Raw genomic sequence first — 19261 nt, forward strand, 5'->3', positions numbered from 1 at the left:
GGAGAGCTCTAAATTCTGTAGAGACAGGAGGATGATGATGGATATTCGGCCCTTTCCGTTTCCATGTCGCACAGCAAGCTAATGAACGATGTAGGAATCAGCGTGCTCAAAATGGCTAAGGACCATACGACGCAGCAGTCGCAGCAGCTGGTGCAAATGATGATGCAAAGCGTGCAGCCCCACCTGGGGGGCTATATCGATTTGCGCGCGTAAGAATGTGACAAGAAGAGAGACCGCCTTTGCGCCCATATAACGCGAGGGGCGGTTTTTTTATATTGCATTTATTTTAAAAATCCACTTTACAGGACACCAAAAGGTGTTATATTATAAAGACAGAAAAGGACACCAAATGGTGTCTGATAAAACAAGCGAATAGGGAGCGGTTTAAACATGCATATTCTAGCCATTATTCTTCAAAGCTGGTTGCTTTTCTCCATGGCATTCTTTGGCGGGAGCAAGCTTGCGGGAGCAAAGCATCAGGTCGATTTGTTCAACGAAATTAGATTTCCTCAATGGTTCCGCGTCGTTACAGGCATCGTTCAAATTGCAGCTTGCGGAGGACTCATTATTGGCTATTGGAATGCGGAGATTGCTGCATGGACCGCCGTATTCATCGGAGTTATGATGTTAATTGCAATTCTCTCGCATGTCAGAGTGAAGCATCCAATCGGAAAAGTATTTCCGGCCATCTTGAATTTCGTGATAGCTATCGCAGTTGTATGCTTATATTCAGACAATCTATTTTAATAAACAGACATGACAAACACCGGTACACTGATCCGCACAGTGTACCGGTGTTTTGTTAGCAGCCGCATTATTAATATTCATTTACAATTAATAGGTCTACCATTACACTAAAATAGTAAGATAATCACTTTTCTTCTTCTACGTATTAACATAGTCTAATATTGATCCAATAACACTTGCTCAAATCCGATTATAAGATTCATTTCACTGTATAACGGTGATTAAGTATGGTCAGGTCTATTTTGGATGAAATCAATTCATGTGAGGAGTGGTATGAAATGACAGAGAAAACCGTCAACAAGAAGGTAGTGTTGGAGCCGCAAGCATTGAAATTCACGCAGGATACGGCAAACCCGCCGTATTTGTTCGATCTTGGTCCGGTTAAGGGGCGCGAAACGGTGGATGAGGTTCAAGCCGGGGATATTCCAAAACTGCCTGTCGTTATTACCGATCTGATGATTGAAGGCGGTCCAAATAAACAGGTATCGGTTCGCATTCTTCGTTCTCCTAATACAACGAAGAAGCTGCCAGCAATTTTATATATCCATGGTGCCGGTTGGGTGTTTGGTAACGCCCATACCCATGATCGTCTCATCCGCGAACTAGCGGTTGGTGCGGAAGCAGCCGTCGTCTTCCCGAACTACAGTTTGTCGCCGGAAGCGAAGTACCCAACGGCCATTGAAGAAATCTATGCAACGCTGCAATGGATTGCGCAGAATGGTGAGGAGAACGGCTTGGATACGAGCCGCTTGTATATTGCAGGGGACAGCGTCGGAGGCAATATGACGGCTGCTATTACGTTGCTAGCCAAAGAACGGAAAGGACCGAAAATTCATAAGCAACTGTTATTCTATCCGGTTACGGATGCAGGGAATGACACCGAATCCTATTCCGAATTCGCAACCGGTTATTTCCTCCGCCGGGACGCTATGGCTTGGTTCTGGGATCAATATACGAGTAAGTCTAGCGAGCGAGACGAAATTTACGCATCTCCACTTCGTGCGACAACGGAGCAGCTTACGGGCTTGCCGCCTGCACTGATTATAACAGCAGAAGCCGATGTACTTCGTGATGAAGGAGAGGCTTATGCGAATAAGCTTCGTGAGGCGGGTGTGCGCGTAACGCAAGCTCGATTCCAAGGGACGATACATGATTTCGTCATGCTGAATGCCTTGGCAGATACTTCAGCAGCACGCGGAGCGATTTTGCTTGCCAACGCCTGGCTAAAGGAATAACCCCCATTGTACCAACAGGAGGAATGCACATGACGAAGAAGATAGGTCTCATTGTTGGGAGTTTAAGGGAGCTTTCCTACAATGGTATGATAGCCAATACAATTCCGGAATTGGTTACTGCTGCTGAATATGAACACATCTCAATAGCAGAACTTCCCCTATACAATGCGGACCTGGATCATGGCGATGGTCCGGATACGGTGAAGTTTTTTCGGGAAGCAATCGGGCGGACGGATGGTATCCTCATCATTAGCCCCGAATACAATTCCGGCACCCCTGGTGTACTCAAGAATGCACTAGACTGGGCCTCGACTCCAACGAAAACAGCGGTGCTGATTAAAAAGCCAGTCGCTGTCGTTGGGGCTACACCAGGCGTGAAAGGGACTATCTTGTCCCAGCAGCAAATCAGACAGACGCTTGAAGCAACACAGTCATATGTGCTTCCCCATCAGAAAATGTATATTTCAGAAATCATTAATAAAGTAGACCAGGAAAGTCGTAAGCTTACTGATGAAACGACCAGGAAATATTTGCAGCGCTATGTGCTGTCATTTTTCCAATGGATTGATCAGGTCGATCGTTTGAATTCGTAAGAACCCTGCGACTTCAGCGGGTATAAAAAACAGTGCGTAACCATACGCGGTAGGAGAAAACAATGAACAATATCGCTATATTTGGATTTGGACGTATCGGAAGACAGCTGCTTCGTGTAGCTTTGCAGGATCAACTGTTCGTTCCGGTGTCGATCTCGGATATTAAAGACGAAGCGACGCTTGCAGCTCTATTCGAGGTAGACACGAATTATAAGCGTTGGCCAGAGTCTGTAACAGGTACAGAAGGGACGATTACGATTGGTGACCGTTCCATTCTCTATCTTAACTCCTCGCAGGAAATTCCGAATTGGAGTGAGCTTGGCGTTGGACTTGTCATCGACTGTACGGGCCGGGCAGTGACGAGACAAGTTGCAGAGCTTCACCTAGAGCGTGGAGCGAAGCGTGTGCTTGTGAGCGGACCAAGCAAATCGCTCGATGATTGTGATGCTGTTCTGTTGAAAGGAATAAACCTGGACAGCTTTGACCCGGAAAAGCACAAGATCATTAGTATGGCGAGCTGCACAACTAATGCACTTGCTCCTGTTGTTAAGCTGGTGCGTGAAAACTATGGCATCCAGTATGGGTTGTTCTCGACCGTTCACTCCTATACGAATACGCAATCGCTGACGGATCAGCCGATGAGAGATCGCAGGGATTCCTGGGCAGCTGCGGAAAATATCATTCCTTCTTCTTCAGGTGCAGCGAAGGCGCTTAAGTTTATTTGGCCCGATCTGCAGATTACGGGCAAAGCTTACCGAATCCCAACACGTACCGGCAGTATTGCGGAGCTGAATCTGGTAACTGAGAAGCCGTGTACAGCAGAAGAGATTAATGATATGTTTCGGAAAGCTGCTCAAGCAGAGCCGCTCAAAGGGGTTCTCGATGTGCTTGAAGGACAATGGGCTTCTTCACGTATTGTAGGCGACTCCCATTCTTCGATCATTGACCTGCCGCTCACACATGTACAGGGCGGGCTTTTATCTGTGGCCGCTTGGTATGATAATGAGTGGGGTTATGCCTCCCGCCTCGCTGAAGTAGCTGCCTTCTTAAGCCGGAGTTAATTGTATAAAAACCAAAACCGCTTTCTCTTAGGAGAAGGCGGTTTTTCTAACGAACCAAGATAAGTTCACTCAAATCTTTTATCTATAACCACTAATGTCTGCCGGCTTACCCGCATCCATAACCTCTACGAGGTAAGGCCAGCAATTAGGCTGGGAACCATCCACATCGGTGAAGCCATAAACCTGCGCAAGTTGACCGCTTGAGAGGGATTGTCCATTCCAGCGGTTCACATCCGGATCTCCTGCAAGGGTAGCAACGGCACGCCCTACGTAACGAGGAGATTCTGAAATAAGAAAATGAGGTTCTGTTGAAGCCGCGTCCTGCCAGTTATCTTCCTTCACCTTAAAATGCTCCAGCATAATCTCGGAACGAAGCCAGCCAGGGGTCATTGCGACTGCCGTGCAATCAAAGGACTTAACCTCTTGGGCAAGTGCCCAAGCCATGCGAATGACCGAGGTTTTCGCTTGATCATAGAACATGGATACTCTGTAATTTTGTTGATTGTATTCGGCTGTTCCATCTGTCATCTCCACGATAAGTCCATTCTTGTTCTTAATGATAAGAGGAAGAGCATAATGACTCGTGATGAGATGGGTGTCAATGGCGAGCCTCAGCATACGCAGACCTTTATCCAGTGAATGCTCCCACACCGGTACATGCCATTCTGCGAGATTCTCAGCTCCCCATATATCATTGACCAGAATATCAAGCCGACCTTGTTCTTGTTCAATTCGGTTCACCAGGGCCGCCACCTGTTCCGGCACCAAATGGTCCACCTGCACAGCAATACCTTGTCCGCCAGCCTTCGTAACAAGCTCAGCTGTTTCTTCGATCGTTTCGGCCCGGTTATATTCAGAACGTTCCGACCGTGTTGTACGTCCAGTGACATACACCGTTGCTCCGGCTGCTCCCAATTCGATCGCAATACCACGCCCAGCTCCCCGTGTTGCTCCAGCCACCAAAGCGATTTTTCCAAGCAAAGATTTCATCATTTATCCTCCTCAAAAGTTTACTTTGTAAGTATTAGCTTTAGTTAAATCTCAGATTATTGTAGACTATAATGACGACATCTTTTGTCATATATCAAATATCTTCTTTGAGTGAAGGTGAACATAAATGAGGGCAGACCGTCTGCTTAGTATCATGATTTTGCTTCAGAATCATGAAATGATGACAACAAAAGAGCTTGCGAGAAAACTCGAGGTATCGGAGCGAACGATATTACGGGATATGGATGCACTAAGTATTTCCGGTGTACCTGTTGCAGCTGACCGTGGAAAAACAGGGGGATGGAGGCTGATGGATCACTTCAAGAGTTATTTGAGTGGTCTAAAGCTGGAGGATACGAAAGCGTTATTCCTGCTTCCTTCGGAACAAATGATGAAGGATTTGGGTGTTAACACAGGGCTGGATATCCGGCAGAAATTACTGGCTTCCTTACCTGATTCAAGCAAAGGCGAAGCACGGCATTACATGGACAAAATTTATATGGATACGGGAACATGGAAGCCTTCCAATGACAAGAATAAAGCCTTGCTCACCATTCAAAGAGCATTGTGGGAGGATACCAAGCTTAACATCGTTTATCAGAAAACCGATGGGACTCACTCGCAAAGAATTGTCAGCCCTTTGGGTCTGGTGGCGAAGGGCAGCTCCTGGTACTTGATTGCCATGAATGACGAAGGAGACTATCGAAATTTCAAGGTGTCCAGAATCATGAAGGCAGAAGTGACAGCAGACGTATTTACCAGACCAGCTCGGTTTGATTTGGCTGAGTATTGGAACCAAAGCAAGCTGAATTTTGCAGAATCGCTCCCTACCTTGGAAGTGAAGGTTCTTGTACATCCCTCCATTATTGGCCGCTTAACCTTCACAGACAGATTTGTTGAGAAAATCGACATGCACACATCGGTCGAAGATGAAATGGCTTCCGCTACCCTCAGCTTTAATACAGAGCAGGAAGCAGTGGAGTATGTGCTTGGTTATGGTGGGGCTATGAAGCTGGTCCAGCCCGAATATTTGATTGAAAAAGTTGTACAGCAAGCGAAGGCAGTCATTGCCATGTATGAATAGATAGTTAGTACACAAAAAAACGCAGCCAATAAAGGCTGCGTTTTTTTGCATAATTTGAAGGTATGCTTACTTCCGTATGAGCTGCCACGTTTGTACCTGTTTGTACACCGCACTGGAGACGACAGCCTGGTTAAGCAGGGAATAGGTCAAAGCTGTCGAGTTCACCATATCCTTCGCCTTTGGAGAAGCGGATTTTGTTCCAGCCTGCATGAAGCGTCAGGCGGGTAATCGAGGCTCCCCAGTTCTCCCAGCCTTTGTTCGTAATGTATAAATTGCCGGCGTTCGTCTGATTGACCGTTAGGATAAAATAGGACCAATCGACTCCCGATGTACCGTTGCCCGTACGTGCGGACATGACATAATCTCCGGCAGCTGCAGCATATACGTCAAACTCTACATAACTGTCCGTCGTGTCAATATGTCCAGCTTTGCTGCCTCCGGAACCGTTCGGACTGGAAGAAGCATATGCGATACCTCCGAATACACCGGATTCACCTTCATAGCGGACACGTCCCGTGTCTCCTGAAGGAATCGCAATTGGCGTATTAGGGGCAGCTGGCGCTCCCAGATTAGGTGTGTTATCTGCTTTCCAAGTGAATTTCTGTGCTCGGATTTCTCTATTCCAGCCGCTGCCTGCAAACTTGGCTGTATGATATACGATCCAATCCTCCGTACCGTCAGGTGATTTCGTGAAGGAATGATGACCAGGGCCGTACAAGCCGTTGCCGGATTGGAAGATCGGCTGGTTTCGTTTACTCCAGGATGAGGCTTGCAATAAATTACTGCTCGTATTTGCAGTAATGAGACCTAAACAGTAACCGTCAGTCCAGCTCCCGCTGGCTGAGTATACGAGACTGATAACGCCATTATGAACGATGACCTGCGGTCCTTCATTAACGGAAGGCGATGTGTTGGTCTCCCATGAATAGGTTGGAGTTGCGATTTCAACTCGTGCTGAGTCGATCGTCCATGGATTACTCATATGAGCAATGTACAGCTTCTGCTGCACATTCGTTGTCCCTGCCCAGCCAGACCATATGAAATACAGATTATTATTGACTTGCAGTACGGTTCCATCAATCGCCCAACGGTTCGTGGAATCCGTAATTTGTCCTTTATTGACCCATGTACCTGTCATCGGATCAGCGGAGGTGTTCTCCATGACGTACATCCGGTGATTGTCATTGTTGCCGTCATCCTTGGCGTAATAAATGTACCAGGTATTGTTGATGTAATGAATTTCAGGAGCCCAGACGTTGCAGCAGCCGGTAGAAATCACTCTTTTTGTACCTGCATCTACTCCAGTAAGCGAGCTTGATTTCCAGATTGTTACGTCGCCGCCTGTTGTCTTAGTGAAGTAATAGAAGCCGTCGGTATGCTTATAGATCCACGGGTCTGCACCATCTTGGAAAACGACGTTGTAAAAATTTGCACTTTGGGTCGAGGCATTAGCCGCCCCCGGTAAGATGAGAAGCAATAACATGAGTAGTGCCAAACTCTTCATTCCGAACTTGCTGACTTTTGTCAAATAAATCGTCCCTCCTATCCAATTTTCATTCACCAATAGTTAATCATTTCCACTAGGTGAGCAACAGGACGGAATTTTAGATCGTACGGACTTTTTTTTGTTAGTAATCGAGTGTGTAATTTAACTCGATTAAATTTTTGTGAAGCCCAACATCACCTGTAACTTTGAAATGGAGCTTGCTGTAAAAAACGAATAAAAAAGTTTCTCAGACCAAACTATAAATTGGAGCTATATTTGCAGGACGAGGGAGTGCTTGAGCTGTCTTTACTTATAGGATCTCATGTTTCGATGACAGGGAAGAAGATGCTTCTTCAAGCAAGTGAAGAGGCGGCATCCTATGGTGCGTCAACTTTCCTGATCTACACAGGTGCTCCGCATAATACGCGACGTAAGCCTATAGAGGCGCTTAATATAGAAGCGGGACAGACTCATATGAAAGAGCATGGTATATCTAATATTGTCGTTCATGCTCCCTTTATTATTAATTTAGGCAATACGATATCTTTACAAGTCTTTGAGCATGGAATTACGTTTCTGCAATCTGAGATCGAAAGAACGGAAGCGCTTGGAGCAACACAAATCGTTCTTCACCCAGGTTCCCATGTAGGAGCAGGTGTGGAAGCGGGTATTGCTCGGATAGCAGAGGGATTAAACGATGTGTTGACGGATAAAAGGGATGTTCAGGTATCTCTGGAGACTATGGCTGGTAAAGGAAGTGAATGCGGAGCTTCCTTTGAGGAGCTTGCCGCGATTATAGACCGGGTTACACATAATGAGCGTCTATCGGTCTGTCTGGATACCTGCCATATTCATGATGCAGGGTATAACGTGAGGGACGATTTTGACGGAGTGCTGGATGAATTCGATCGAATCATCGGACTTGATCGGTTGAAGGCCATTCATGTGAATGATTCAAAAAACATCCAAGGTTCCCGCAAAGATAGACATGAGAATATCGGTTATGGGTATATTGGACTTGATGCTCTGCGATATGTCGTTCACCACCCGCAGCTAACGGCCATTCCAAAGCATCTAGAAACCCCATCAATTGGACCAAAGAAATACGTTAATCCGCCCTATAAGCATGAGATCGCTCTGTTAAGAGGAGAGACGGATGAGCTGATTCAAAAATTGGACTAAATGGACTATGTTGACAATTAGAAATTCCATGCTATATTAATCACATGGATTTACTAGGTATTAAACAGCATACCGCTGACCGGTTAACTGGAAGCGCAGAAGACTAACACATTGTGTGGTCATCTGTGCTTTTTTGTTTTCTGATGGGCCAACAGAGAAAGGGTGAGAGAAATGCCAGCGAATGAAAAAATCAGGTTTGAGAATGTCGCGAAAAGCTTCATCGTGCGTGATCCGAAACAAAAAGGGGCGACACAGCAATTTACTGCAGTAAAAGATTTAAGCTTTACCGTCAAGGAAGGCGAGTTTATCACATTAGTTGGTCCAAGCGGCTGCGGCAAATCGACCCTGCTTGACTTGATCAGTGGTTTAACTCGTCCAACGAGTGGACGTATTTACATGGACGGTAGAGAAATTACTGGTCCAGGTCTTGATCGAGGGATTGTTTTTCAGCAATATGCTTTATTCCCTTGGAAGACGGCACGTGGCAACATTGAGTTTGGATTGGAAGCAAAGGGAGTCCCTAAGCACGAGCGTAAGGAGTTAGCTGAGCATTTTCTTGCCTTAGTTGGGCTGAGTGCTTTTGCCAACCGATATCCCCATGAGTTGTCTGGAGGAATGAAGCAGCGTGTAGCAATTGCTCGCAGTCTTGCTTTTAACCCGGATGTTCTATTAATGGATGAACCTTTTGCGGCGCTGGATGCACAGACTCGTGAAACCTTGCAAAGTGAACTTTTACGAATTTGGCAGAAAACGAAAAAAACAATTATTTTCATCACGCATGGAATCGATGAGGCAGTGTACTTGGGGGAACGCGTCGTGGTACTGACTCCGGGGCCAGGTACAGTGAAGAAGATTGTAGACATTCCGTTGAAGCACCGGCTGGATGATGCAGATATCCGATCACATCCGGAATTTGTGAAGGCGCGCCATGAAGTATGGAGCTTGCTTCACGAACTGGAGTATCAAGGTGCTTATATCTAATTGATTAAGGAGAGGAGATTGTTGAATGGAAAACATTAAAGCAGTTCCTGCTACCTTGCAAAGTAGAAATATTCGAATCGGCTGGTCGATCAACTTTCGGAGGCTGCTCAAACAATCTATTGTACTCGTCTTACTAGCCTTATTATGGGAGATTGCTCCGAGCACCGGCATCGTTGATCCAGCTTTCTTTCCCCCGTTTTCTGATGTTATTCGGGCGTTGTGGGATTTGATTTTATCCGGGGAATTATTTCATCATTTTGCAGCGAGTATGATTCGTTCCTTAAGTGGTTTTTCCTTAGCTCTTCTTATTGCGATCCCACTAGGGCTAGCCATTGGCTGGTATCCTCTTGCAAGAGAGCTGCTGAACCCGGTGCTTGAATTGTTCCGCAATACTGCGGCATTAGCCTTGCTGCCTGTGTTCATGTTAGTACTGGGAATCGGGGAGACGTCCAAGATTGCTATTGTCCTCTTCGCCTGCACATGGCCAATCCTACTGAATACCATCGCAGCTGTAGGGAATGTTGATCCTTTGTTGATCAAATCGGCTAGGTCTATGAACATCTCATCGTTTAAGCTGTTTCTCAAGGTTATTCTGCCAGCATCCGTCCCTACTATCTTTACCGGAATTCGGATGGCGGGAACAGGAGCGATATTGGTCTTGATTGCTGCTGAGATGGTAGGCGCGAAGGAAGGTTTAGGTTACCTGATTACCTACTCCCAATATAACTTCCAGATCCCTGAAATGTTTGCCGGCATTCTTACGATTGCTTTACTTGGATTATTGATCAATCAAGGATTAAGTGTCATTGAGCGTAAATTTTCCAGATGGAAGCAGCAGGTGAACAGTTAATAGCCATTTTTTTTGCTCTTAATTTGATTAAAAATATAGGAATAGTAGGAGTTGGTGAAATGACACAAAAACAAATGAAGCTTGGAGCCTTCTTTAATCTGCCGGGACATCATGTGGCAAGCTGGCGATATCCATCTACGGAACCCCGCCGGACCTTGGATCTGGACTATCTAAAGGAATTAGCACAAACGGCGGAACGCGGCAAGTTCGATATGATCTTCTTTGCCGATATCCTTGGTCTGAAGCCAACAGGTAATTTCGCTACGTCAACGGTAAAGCTTGATCCTCTTATGATTATAACGGCGCTTGCGGCAGTTACTAGAAATATAGGACTAACTGCGACTTTGACCACCACTTATAATGAGCCGTTCCAGGTGGCACGCAAATTCGCCGCCATCGATCATCTGTCCGGAGGACGTGCAGGCTGGAATGTAGTGACCTCTGGTAATGAGAAGGAGGCGCAGCTGTTCGGCAAAGAGAAGCATCTCGAGCATGCACGCCGTTATGAGCGAGCGGAAGAATTCGTTGAGCTTACCAAGAAGCTATGGTTCTCCATCGAGAATGAGGCGCTTGTGATCGACAAGGAGAATGGCAAATTCCTGGATGTGGAGAAAATTCATCCGGTTGATCATCAGGGGGAATGGTTTAAGGTTCAAGGCTTGCTGGATGCACCGTCGACACCGCAAGGGCATCCCGTCATCGTGCAGGCGGGTTCTTCAGAAGCGGGGAAAGAGCTTGCCGCGAAGACAGCGGAGGTGATTTTCACAGCGTGGCAGACATTGGAAGAAGCCCAAACCTTCTATCGGGATGTGAAGGGACGTCTGGCCAAATATGGCCGGAAACCGGAGGATTTGAAAATTATGCCCGGCGTGTTCATCACCGTTGCAAGAACGGAAGCTGAGGCAATTGCTAAGCGAAAAGAATTGAATGGATATATTTTGCCGGAAGTTGGGCTCAATTACTTATCTAACTTTATTGGCGTAGATTTGAGCGGTTACGATGTGGATGCTCCTCTTCCGGCAAACGGAGAGAAGGAAGACAAGACGAATCCTCAGATTCGTACGAATATTATTCGGGCTCTAGCAGAACGTGAAGGGTTAAAAACACTACGTGAAGTTTATGAATTTATCGCAGGTGCACGCGGCCATCGGGAGATCGTAGGCACACCTGCTCAAATTGCAGATCAATTAGAGGAATGGTTCTTAAATGAAGGCGCGGATGGGTTCAATGTGATGCCGCCTACGTTCCCGGAAGGCTTGAACGATATTGTTGAGCTCGTTATTCCGGAATTACAGCGCCGCGGATTATTCCGTACCGAATATGAAAGTAATACGCTGCGCGGAAATCTGGGCTTGTCTATTCCCGTTAATCGGTACAAGAAGCAGACACAGCAGACTCATCAATAATAGGAAGATTTATATAAGGGGGTTGTCTTATGAAGAGACGTTATAAATACGTACATGTACTGTTGGTTACTTTGGGACTTATTAGTGTGGTGCTTGCAGGCTGCTCATCCAGCAAGGCAAAGTCGGGTGAAGAAGACAAGGTACTCCAGTACAATGGTGCACCTGGAAGTGTATCGTTCCCGGAATTAGCGAAGGATTTGGGATATCTCGGCGACTTGGAGCTGGAATCAATCGGAAGCAGCACCGGCGGACCAGAAAGTATTCAATTAACAGCGACTAAACAAATTGATTTTGGATCGGCATTTAACGGAGCTATTATTAAATCCATTTCGCAAAACGTCAAAATCAAATCGGTAATCGGTTCGTATGGCAGCGATAAAAACACGTATATTGGTGCCTATGTGCTTGAAGGAAGCCCGATCAAATCGCCCAAAGATTTTATCGGCAAAAAAGTAGGCGTAAACACGCTTGGCGCACATCTGGAGTTTGTAACGAAGGACTATTTGCGCAAAGGCGGCTTAACGGAGAAGGAAATTGAACAAGTGACGCTGGTCACGATCCCGTCTGCTAATGCGGAACAAATTCTTCGCAGTAAGCAGATCGACGTTGTTTTATTAAGTGGTGTTGCTAGAGACCGAGCTCTCGATAAAGGCGGTATCGTCGAACTCTTTAAGGACATTGATGTATTCAGCTCCGAATTTACGGCAGGTGATTACTTCTTCAGAGAGGAGTACATCAAGAACAACCCCGACACCGTTAAGCTATTTGTTGATGGTGTAGCCAAGGCCATTGAGTGGGCTCGTACGACCCCGCGTGAAGAAGTCATCAAACGGTTCGAGACGATTATTAAGAACCGAGATGGCAATGAACCTACCGAGAATCTGAAGTATTGGAAAAGTACAGGGATCGCTCAAGCTGGTGGTGTCATTACCCCAGATGAATACCAAGTCTGGATTGACTGGCTGGTGGCGAACGGTGATTTGAAGAAAGGGCAGGTAAAGACCGAAGATTTGTATACAAACGAATTTAATTCTTTCGCCAAATAGTAACGGTATATCAAATATAAAAATAATAGAAGAAGATATGGAGTGGTGAAAATGACGTTGAGACAAATGAAACTTGGAGCTTTTGTTATGCTACCCGGCCATCATGTGGCAAGCTGGAGGCATCCTGACTCAGGTGCAGACCGTACCTTTGATCTGGCTTATTTAGCGGAGATCGCCAAGACGGCGGAACGTGCCAAGTTTGATACGATCTTTTTCGCGGACGGATTTGGTTCAAATCTCAATCAGCATTCGAGTTCTGCACTTAAGTTGGATCCGGTTGTTATCATCTCGGCACTTGCGGCTGTGACGGAAAAAATCGGGTTAGTCGCTACTTTGACGACGACCTATAATGAACCATTCCATGTCGCACGTAAATTTGGTTCCATTAATCATCTCTCGAACGGCCGTGCAGCTTGGAACGTCGTGACTTCTGCAAATGATAAAGAGTCTGTTCTATTTGGCAAAGAGAAGCATCTGGAGCACGCCAGCCGTTATGAGCGAGCAGAGGAATTCGTTGAGCTCGTCCAGAAGCTGTGGCAGTCCATTGAACCGGACGCGCTTGTCATCGATAAAGAGAACGGACGTTTTCTCGATGTAGATAAGGTGCATCCTGTCACGCATGAAGGAAAATGGTTCAAAGTAACGGGTACGCTGGATTCGCCATCGCATCCACATGGTAATCCGGTTATCGTGCAGGCTGGATCCTCAGAAGCCGGGAAAGAGCTTGCTGCCAAGACGGCGGAGGTCATATTTACGGCTTGGCAGACATTGGAGGATGCGCAAGCCTTCTATCGGGATGTAAAAGGGCGTTTAGCCAAATATGGTCGTGATAAGGAAGAGTTGAAAATCATGCCAGGTGTCTTTATTACTGTTGCCAAGACGGAAGAAGAGGCGCTGGCGAAGCAGAAGGAGCTGAACAGCTACATACTGCCAGAGGTCGGCTTGGCTTATCTGTCTGCCTTCACCAATACCGACTTGTCCGGCTATGATGTAGATGGGCCGCTGCCTGAATTCGACACAATTGAGGATAAGACGAATCCGCGCATACGCTACAACATCATCCGCGAAATTGCGGAACGAGAAAATTTAACAACCATTCGTGCTGTATATGAACGGATTGCCGGCGCGCGAGGACATCGTGAAATCGTCGGAACGCCTTCGCAGATTGCTGACCAGCTGGAAGAGTGGTTCCTGAATGATGGCGCCGATGGCTTCAATATTATGTCTCCGTACTTCCCAGGCGGTTTCGAGGATATTATCGAGCTCGTTGTTCCCGAGCTGCAGCGGCGAGGTTTATTCCGCACGGAATATGAGAGCAGCACGCTTAGGGGGAATTTAGGTCTTCCTGTTCCTGCGGTAGGTCTCGAGAAGGCGGGAGCTAAAGTCTAACGAAAGACCATCCATGATCCGATACAACAGAGGAAGGCTATTATTTTCTGAAGTGGGAGGAAGATCATGGACATTCCGGCTTTATCCGTTGCCATGTCGCAGAGTAAACTCATGACTGATGTTGGCATCAGCGTGCTTAAGATGGCACAGGATCACGCAGCGCAGCAGTCACAGCAGATGGTGCAAATGATGGCACAAAGCGTGCAGCCCCACCTTGGCGGCAGTATCGATTTGAAAGTGTAACTAATGTAGAAAAAAGGCCGCCTATACGTCGATAAGACGTAAAAGGCGGCTTTTTATGTTTATGAGATAGTATTAGTTCAGCACCAGATCATACCGATCGGCATTCATCACTTTCACCCATGCAGCGACAAAGTCGCGCACAAACTTCTCTTGGTTATCGTCTTGTGCATACAATTCGGCCACTGCACGAAGAACGGAGTTGGAGCCAAACACGAGGTCAACTCGTGTTGCTGTGCAGTCGACTTGACCTGTTGTACGGTTACGTCCGTAGTAAATGCCGCCGTCTCTTGGCTCCCATGCAATATTCATGTCGAGCAGGTTGACGAAGAAGTCGTTCGTCAGTGTACCTACACGATCTGTGAATACGCCATGTTTGGTGCCGCCATGGTTAGTACCCAGAACACGCAAGCCGCCAACAAGGGCAGTCATTTCCGGAGCGGTAAGGCCAAGCAGCTGAGCTTTGTCTACCAGCAGCTCTTCAGCGCTTACACTATACTGCTTCTTCTGATAGTTGCGGAAGCCGTCAGCAGCCGGCTCGAGTACTGCAAAGCTTTCCAGATCGGTCTGCTCTTGTGAAGCATCACCGCGGCCAGCAGTGAAAGGTACCGTTACATTAAAGCCTGCTTCTTGTGCAGCTTTCTCAACAGCTGCGCTGCCGCCAAGTACAATCAGATCGGCAAGGCTTACTTTCTTATCCAGTTCCTCTTGAATGCCCTCAAGAATAGTGAGCACTTTGGTCAACTGCTGCGGCTGATTCACTTCCCAATCTCTCTGTGGAGCAAGAGCGATACGAGCACCATTGGCACCGCCGCGTTTATCCGAGTCACGGAAGGTGCTGGCAGAAGCCCAAGCTGTTGTAACCAACTCGCTGATTGTAAGTCCCGAATCAAGGATTTTCTCCTTTATTTCAGCTACTTCTTCATCTGTTAATGTATAGTCGACAGCAGGAATTACATCTTGCCAGATCAGCTCCTCTGACGGAACTTCAGGACCCAAATATCTTGCACGAGGACCCATGTCACGATGTGTCAGCTTGAACCATGCACGAGCGAACGCATCCGCGAACTCTTCCGGATTCTCATGATAACGGCGGGAGATCTTCTCATAAGCAGGGTCTACTCGCAGAGCCATATCGGCAGTAGTCATCATTGTTTTAACACGAATGGAAGCATCTTCTGCATCAGGTGCAAGATGCTCTGGAGCTTGATCGATTGCAGCCCAGATATGTGCACCTGCCGGGCTCTTCGTCAGCTCCCATTCATAGCCGAACAGAAGATCGAAGAAGCCATTATCCCATTGAGTTGGATTAGCTGTCCAAGCACCTTCAACACCACTTGTGATGGCATCGCGTCCTTTGCCAGAGCCATGTGTGCTCAGCCAGCCGAGGCCTTGTGCTTCGATAGGAGCAGCTTCAGGATCTGGGCCAACAAGAGCGGCATCACCTGCGCCATGCGCCTTGCCGAAAGTATGACCGCCGGCAACTAGTGCAACGGTTTCTTCATCGTTCATGCCCATGCGGGCGAACGTTTCGCGAATGTCGCGAGCGCTACCAGCTGGATCAGGATTACCGTTAGGGCCTTCCGGGTTTACATAGATAAGACCCATTTGAACGGCAGCAAGTGGATTTTCCAAATCCCGATCACCGGTGTAACGCGAATCTCCCAGCCATTCCTTCTCATTACCCCAATAGATGTCTTCTTCCGGATGCCAGACGTCAGCACGTCCGCCGCCAAAGCCAAATGTTTTACCGCCCATCGATTCAATAGCGACATTACCGGTTAGAATCATCAAGTCAGCCCAAGAGATTTTATTGCCATACTTTTGCTTAATCGGCCAAAGAAGCCGTCGTGCTTTATCTAGGTTACCGTTGTCTGGCCAGCTGTTAAGCGGGGCAAAACGCTGTGTGCCGCTTCCCGCGCCGCCACGGCCATCACCTGTGCGGTATGTACCTGCAGAGTGCCAAGCCATGCGGATAAAGAATGGACCATAATGACCAAAGTCAGCAGGCCACCATTCCTGGCTATCTGTCATTAAAGCAGCAAGATCCTGTTTAAGAGCTTGGTAGTCCAGCTTTTGGAATTGTTCAGCATAATCAAAGTCATCGCCCATAGGATTAGATTTTCTGTCATGCTGATGCAATATATTCAGGTTCAACTGGTTAGGCCACCAGTCTCTATTTGAAGTACCACTAGATTTGTGGCTAGTAGCGCTGCCATGCATAACTGGACATTTCCCTGCGTTAGTAGAAACTGTAGAATCCATTCAATCATCTCCTATTGGGTTTATTGAAGTAGCAAATAAATTTGCTCTTATCCTCTTTATAAATCTATATACAACTGAAAGCAATGCTAGAAATAACTTTTCATCTAATCTTCACGGAGACTCTGATAATTTAAAAGAGTTAGAGGTAAATGACATGCCCATTTCCAAAAAAACCACCTCTTATGGTGATCTTTGTTTTTTATTGCATACAAGGATAACCTCGAAAAATTCAACAATGTTCTTAAAACTTTTACCGCCTAAAGTGTTTCGAATCATGAGGAGGCATGCTACAATGTAGGCACTAGTAAACCGCTTAACTTATTCATGCTAATCATTGTGATAACGCTTTCATATAGAGTCAGGTTTGGCAGGAGGTTGAACATGCTAAAGCTTAACAATTGGTATTTAAGGCTGCTCGTTTCTTATTTTCCAATATTGGTGTTGACCGTATCGATGATCATTTTCTTGTCGTTCATCGCGGTTAATGAAATATCTCGTTCAGAGACGGCAAAGGCAGATAAAATTACGACCGGGTATGTCGTAAACAGTGTGGAACGGTCTATACGTGAAGTAGAGTTTAATGTACTGAAGGAAGCCGAGGTGAACAAGAGCTATGCGGCATATTTGAATGGTACATCCGAGTCCACAACGATTAAATATAACGTTGTCCATAGCCTGCGGTCGATGATTGAAGATAATGACCTGGTCGAATCCATTTATTTGTACAAGCAGTCGGATAATTCCGTGCTCACTTCTAGTGGTCAGACCGATTTATCGGAGTTTGGTGACCGTGAATTTATTCAGAAGGCAAATAATAACCGGGATTTCCAAGGATGGTCGGCAAGCCGTGAGTTCCGGGAATTTGACGGACTGAAGCCGGTACGGGTTATTTCCATGTACAAGCAGACGCCGCTTCCATTCGGAAAAGACGGCATACTGGTCGTCAACATCAATTTATATAATGTGGAGCAACTGATTGGAAGCATGACGAATCATCAGGTTTCGTTCATGCGGATCACCGATGCAGCAAAGCAGCCAATTTATCCGGGAGACAGCTCTGCTCCTAGTGGGAAAGTGCTGACAACGCTCACCTCCGGGTCGCTGGGCTGGACGTTTGAGAGTGGTCTTCAGGCTGGTCATTTGCGCAGCTGGGTATCGGTTGTATCGTATGTATGGGTAATTATCGCGGTACTGACTTTTGTTGTAGCCATTGTCTATATTATTTGGGTTACACGGCGAAATTATAAGCCGATCAGGCTGATGATGAACCGAATTCAAGCGCTGCAACTCAGGGGGAGTGACGGCTCAGCGGTTAAGACGGACGATCTGACGATGATCGATCGAGCGCTCGAGAATTTAATTGTTCAGTCTCTTGATCATGAGAAGGAGCAGCAAGAAAGCATTGTGCTTGGGCGCAGGCAGCTGTTTAATGAGCTCATTAGCGGACAGCGCGGCGAAAAAATGATGGAACGACTGCATAGGCTGAATCTCCTGCCGGATGCAGGGCAGTACGCCGTTATGGTCGTCAGGCTGAACAGGTACGATGATTTCCAAGCAGAAAATACGCTTCATGAGCAGAATGTATTAAAATTCGCGCTGGGTAATGTGATGCAGGAGCTTGCAAGTGGTGAAGGTTTGCAGGGATGGGGAGAATGGTCCGCATCGGATCGGATCACGTTTGTGTTTGCTACAGCCGACACCAGCACTCGGGTTCAGGACCAGCTTCGTAAAACAGCAATAGTTGCACGGGAATGGGTAGGGGAGCATTTGCGCTTCAATATTTCCATTGGTATCGGCTCCATTGTGAATGACTGGGGCGGAATTGGACGTTCCTACCGTGATGCCCTAAACGGAATGGAATATCAATTCGCCATCGGGCGTAATGCGATTACCTATAGTGGTGATATTCCACTCGATCAGTCGCGGGGAATGTACAATTACATGCAGCAGAGTACGAACTGTGTGCAGGAGTTCCGCTTAACGAATGAAAGCTGGCGGGATACGTTTGAGCAGCTATTTAAGCATTTTGAAACAGATGTAATGAAGGATGAAGATATTTTATCGTTTATCCAGCTTTTCCTGCAGATGCTAAGCCGGGAGCTGAAGGAGCTGTCGGACTCTTTGAATGAATGTCTGGATGGTAACCGAATTTCTGAATTGCTTGTAAGCCTGAGAGGAGCATCAGCACTTCCAGAGATGAAAGAGCTGCTGTTGGATTACCTCGTCCAAGTCTACGATACGTATGTAGCGATGAGTCAGGCCAAAGGCTATAAAACGATGATTACCGAGATAAGAGATTATATTCAAGAGAACTTCGCCGATCCGGATCTGTCTCTTAAGCATTTGAGTGATCGGTTCGAAATATCAGGCAAATATGCCAGTCATCTGTTCAAGCTGGAGTACGATATGAAGTTTGTTGATTTTCTTGTACAGCTTCGGATGCAGCAAGCTGAGCGACTGCTAGCCGAGACAGAAGAGACGGTACAAAATATTGCCCTTCAAGTTGGTTATGCTAACTCCATAACATTCGGACGGGTATTTAAAAGGTTGACTGGTGTAACACCAGGCGAATTCCGCAAGCTGAAGATGCGCCCTTCCACTTTACCATTAGGCGTACAGGGCAATCGTGATGAAGCTACTATAGAATGATGACAATAATGATCTATGTATGATGACAGCGGTGGCCCGGATAATGTATTTCATTCG

At 46.7% G+C, this 19261-nt stretch carries 16 protein-coding genes and 1 pseudogene; 14 read left to right on the forward strand and 3 right to left on the reverse strand.

What is annotated here, in order from left to right; translation table 11 throughout:
* Positions 1-60: 60 nt before the first annotated feature.
* The 5 genes and pseudogenes from FHS17_RS17595 to FHS17_RS17615 form a co-directional block, all read left to right on the forward strand.
* A pseudogene (locus FHS17_RS17595) lies at positions 61-213 on the forward strand (YjfB family protein); the annotation flags it as partial.
* Between the two features lie 177 nt (positions 214-390).
* The gene (locus FHS17_RS17600) at positions 391-747 is read left to right on the forward strand and encodes a DoxX family protein (RefSeq protein ID WP_167279737.1); all 357 of its coding nucleotides are present in this window, start codon (positions 391-393) and stop codon (positions 745-747) included.
* 278 nt (positions 748-1025) lie between these two features.
* A complete protein-coding gene (locus FHS17_RS17605) occupies positions 1026-1982 on the forward strand; it encodes an alpha/beta hydrolase (protein ID WP_167279738.1) in 957 nt (318 codons plus the stop codon).
* Positions 1983-2011: 29 nt separating this feature from the next.
* Complete coding sequence (locus FHS17_RS17610) at positions 2012-2575, forward strand: NADPH-dependent FMN reductase (RefSeq protein ID WP_167279739.1); 564 nt, start codon at positions 2012-2014, stop codon at positions 2573-2575.
* A 62-nt stretch (positions 2576-2637) separates the two neighbouring features.
* Entirely contained in the window at positions 2638-3636 is a 999-nt protein-coding gene (locus FHS17_RS17615) for a type I glyceraldehyde-3-phosphate dehydrogenase (RefSeq protein WP_167279740.1), read from the forward strand.
* A gap of 78 nt (positions 3637-3714) precedes the next feature.
* Here the strand turns inward: FHS17_RS17615 and FHS17_RS17620 are convergent, their stop codons facing one another.
* Positions 3715-4626 (reverse strand): SDR family oxidoreductase, encoded by a 912-nt coding sequence (locus tag FHS17_RS17620; protein WP_167280059.1) that lies wholly within the window; start codon positions 4624-4626, stop codon positions 3715-3717.
* A gap of 127 nt (positions 4627-4753) precedes the next feature.
* Between FHS17_RS17620 and FHS17_RS17625 the strand changes: the two genes are divergently transcribed.
* Complete coding sequence (locus tag FHS17_RS17625; protein WP_167279741.1) at positions 4754-5710, forward strand: helix-turn-helix transcriptional regulator; 957 nt, start codon at positions 4754-4756, stop codon at positions 5708-5710.
* Positions 5711-5840: 130 nt separating this feature from the next.
* Here the strand turns inward: FHS17_RS17625 and FHS17_RS17630 are convergent, their stop codons facing one another.
* Complete coding sequence (locus FHS17_RS17630) at positions 5841-7193, reverse strand: family 43 glycosylhydrolase (RefSeq protein WP_243865442.1); 1353 nt, start codon at positions 7191-7193, stop codon at positions 5841-5843.
* 303 nt (positions 7194-7496) lie between these two features.
* Here FHS17_RS17630 and FHS17_RS17635 point away from each other — a divergent pair, with 303 nt between their 5' ends.
* The 7 genes from FHS17_RS17635 (at position 7497) to FHS17_RS17665 (ending at position 14293) form a co-directional block, all read left to right on the forward strand.
* Positions 7497-8378: a deoxyribonuclease IV gene (locus tag FHS17_RS17635; protein WP_167280061.1), complete on the forward strand. Its 882-nt coding sequence runs from the start codon at positions 7497-7499 to the stop codon at positions 8376-8378.
* 171 nt (positions 8379-8549) lie between these two features.
* Positions 8550-9359, forward strand: coding sequence for an ABC transporter ATP-binding protein (locus tag FHS17_RS17640; protein ID WP_167279742.1), 810 nt, complete (start codon positions 8550-8552; stop codon positions 9357-9359).
* A 25-nt stretch (positions 9360-9384) separates the two neighbouring features.
* A complete protein-coding gene (locus tag FHS17_RS17645; protein ID WP_167279743.1) occupies positions 9385-10209 on the forward strand; it encodes an ABC transporter permease in 825 nt (274 codons plus the stop codon).
* A gap of 59 nt (positions 10210-10268) precedes the next feature.
* On the forward strand, positions 10269-11615 hold the full coding sequence (locus tag FHS17_RS17650; RefSeq protein ID WP_167279744.1) for an LLM class flavin-dependent oxidoreductase: 1347 nt from the start codon (positions 10269-10271) through the stop codon (positions 11613-11615).
* A 29-nt stretch (positions 11616-11644) separates the two neighbouring features.
* On the forward strand, positions 11645-12661 hold the full coding sequence (locus tag FHS17_RS17655) for an ABC transporter substrate-binding protein (RefSeq protein WP_167279745.1): 1017 nt from the start codon (positions 11645-11647) through the stop codon (positions 12659-12661).
* Positions 12662-12712: 51 nt separating this feature from the next.
* Entirely contained in the window at positions 12713-14050 is a 1338-nt protein-coding gene (locus FHS17_RS17660; RefSeq protein ID WP_167279746.1) for an LLM class flavin-dependent oxidoreductase, read from the forward strand.
* Between the two features lie 66 nt (positions 14051-14116).
* Complete coding sequence (locus FHS17_RS17665) at positions 14117-14293, forward strand: YjfB family protein (protein WP_167279747.1); 177 nt, start codon at positions 14117-14119, stop codon at positions 14291-14293.
* A gap of 72 nt (positions 14294-14365) precedes the next feature.
* Here FHS17_RS17665 and katG read toward each other — a convergent pair whose 3' ends face one another.
* Complete coding sequence (katG, locus tag FHS17_RS17670) at positions 14366-16555, reverse strand: catalase/peroxidase HPI (RefSeq protein ID WP_167279748.1); 2190 nt, start codon at positions 16553-16555, stop codon at positions 14366-14368.
* A 381-nt stretch (positions 16556-16936) separates the two neighbouring features.
* Here katG and FHS17_RS17675 point away from each other — a divergent pair, with 381 nt between their 5' ends.
* On the forward strand, positions 16937-19204 hold the full coding sequence (locus FHS17_RS17675; protein WP_167279749.1) for a helix-turn-helix domain-containing protein: 2268 nt from the start codon (positions 16937-16939) through the stop codon (positions 19202-19204).
* Positions 19205-19261: the final 57 nt, after the last annotated feature.

The sequence above is a fragment of the Paenibacillus lupini genome (assembly GCF_011761355.1).
Taxonomy (GTDB): domain Bacteria; phylum Bacillota; class Bacilli; order Paenibacillales; family Paenibacillaceae; genus Pristimantibacillus; species Pristimantibacillus lupini.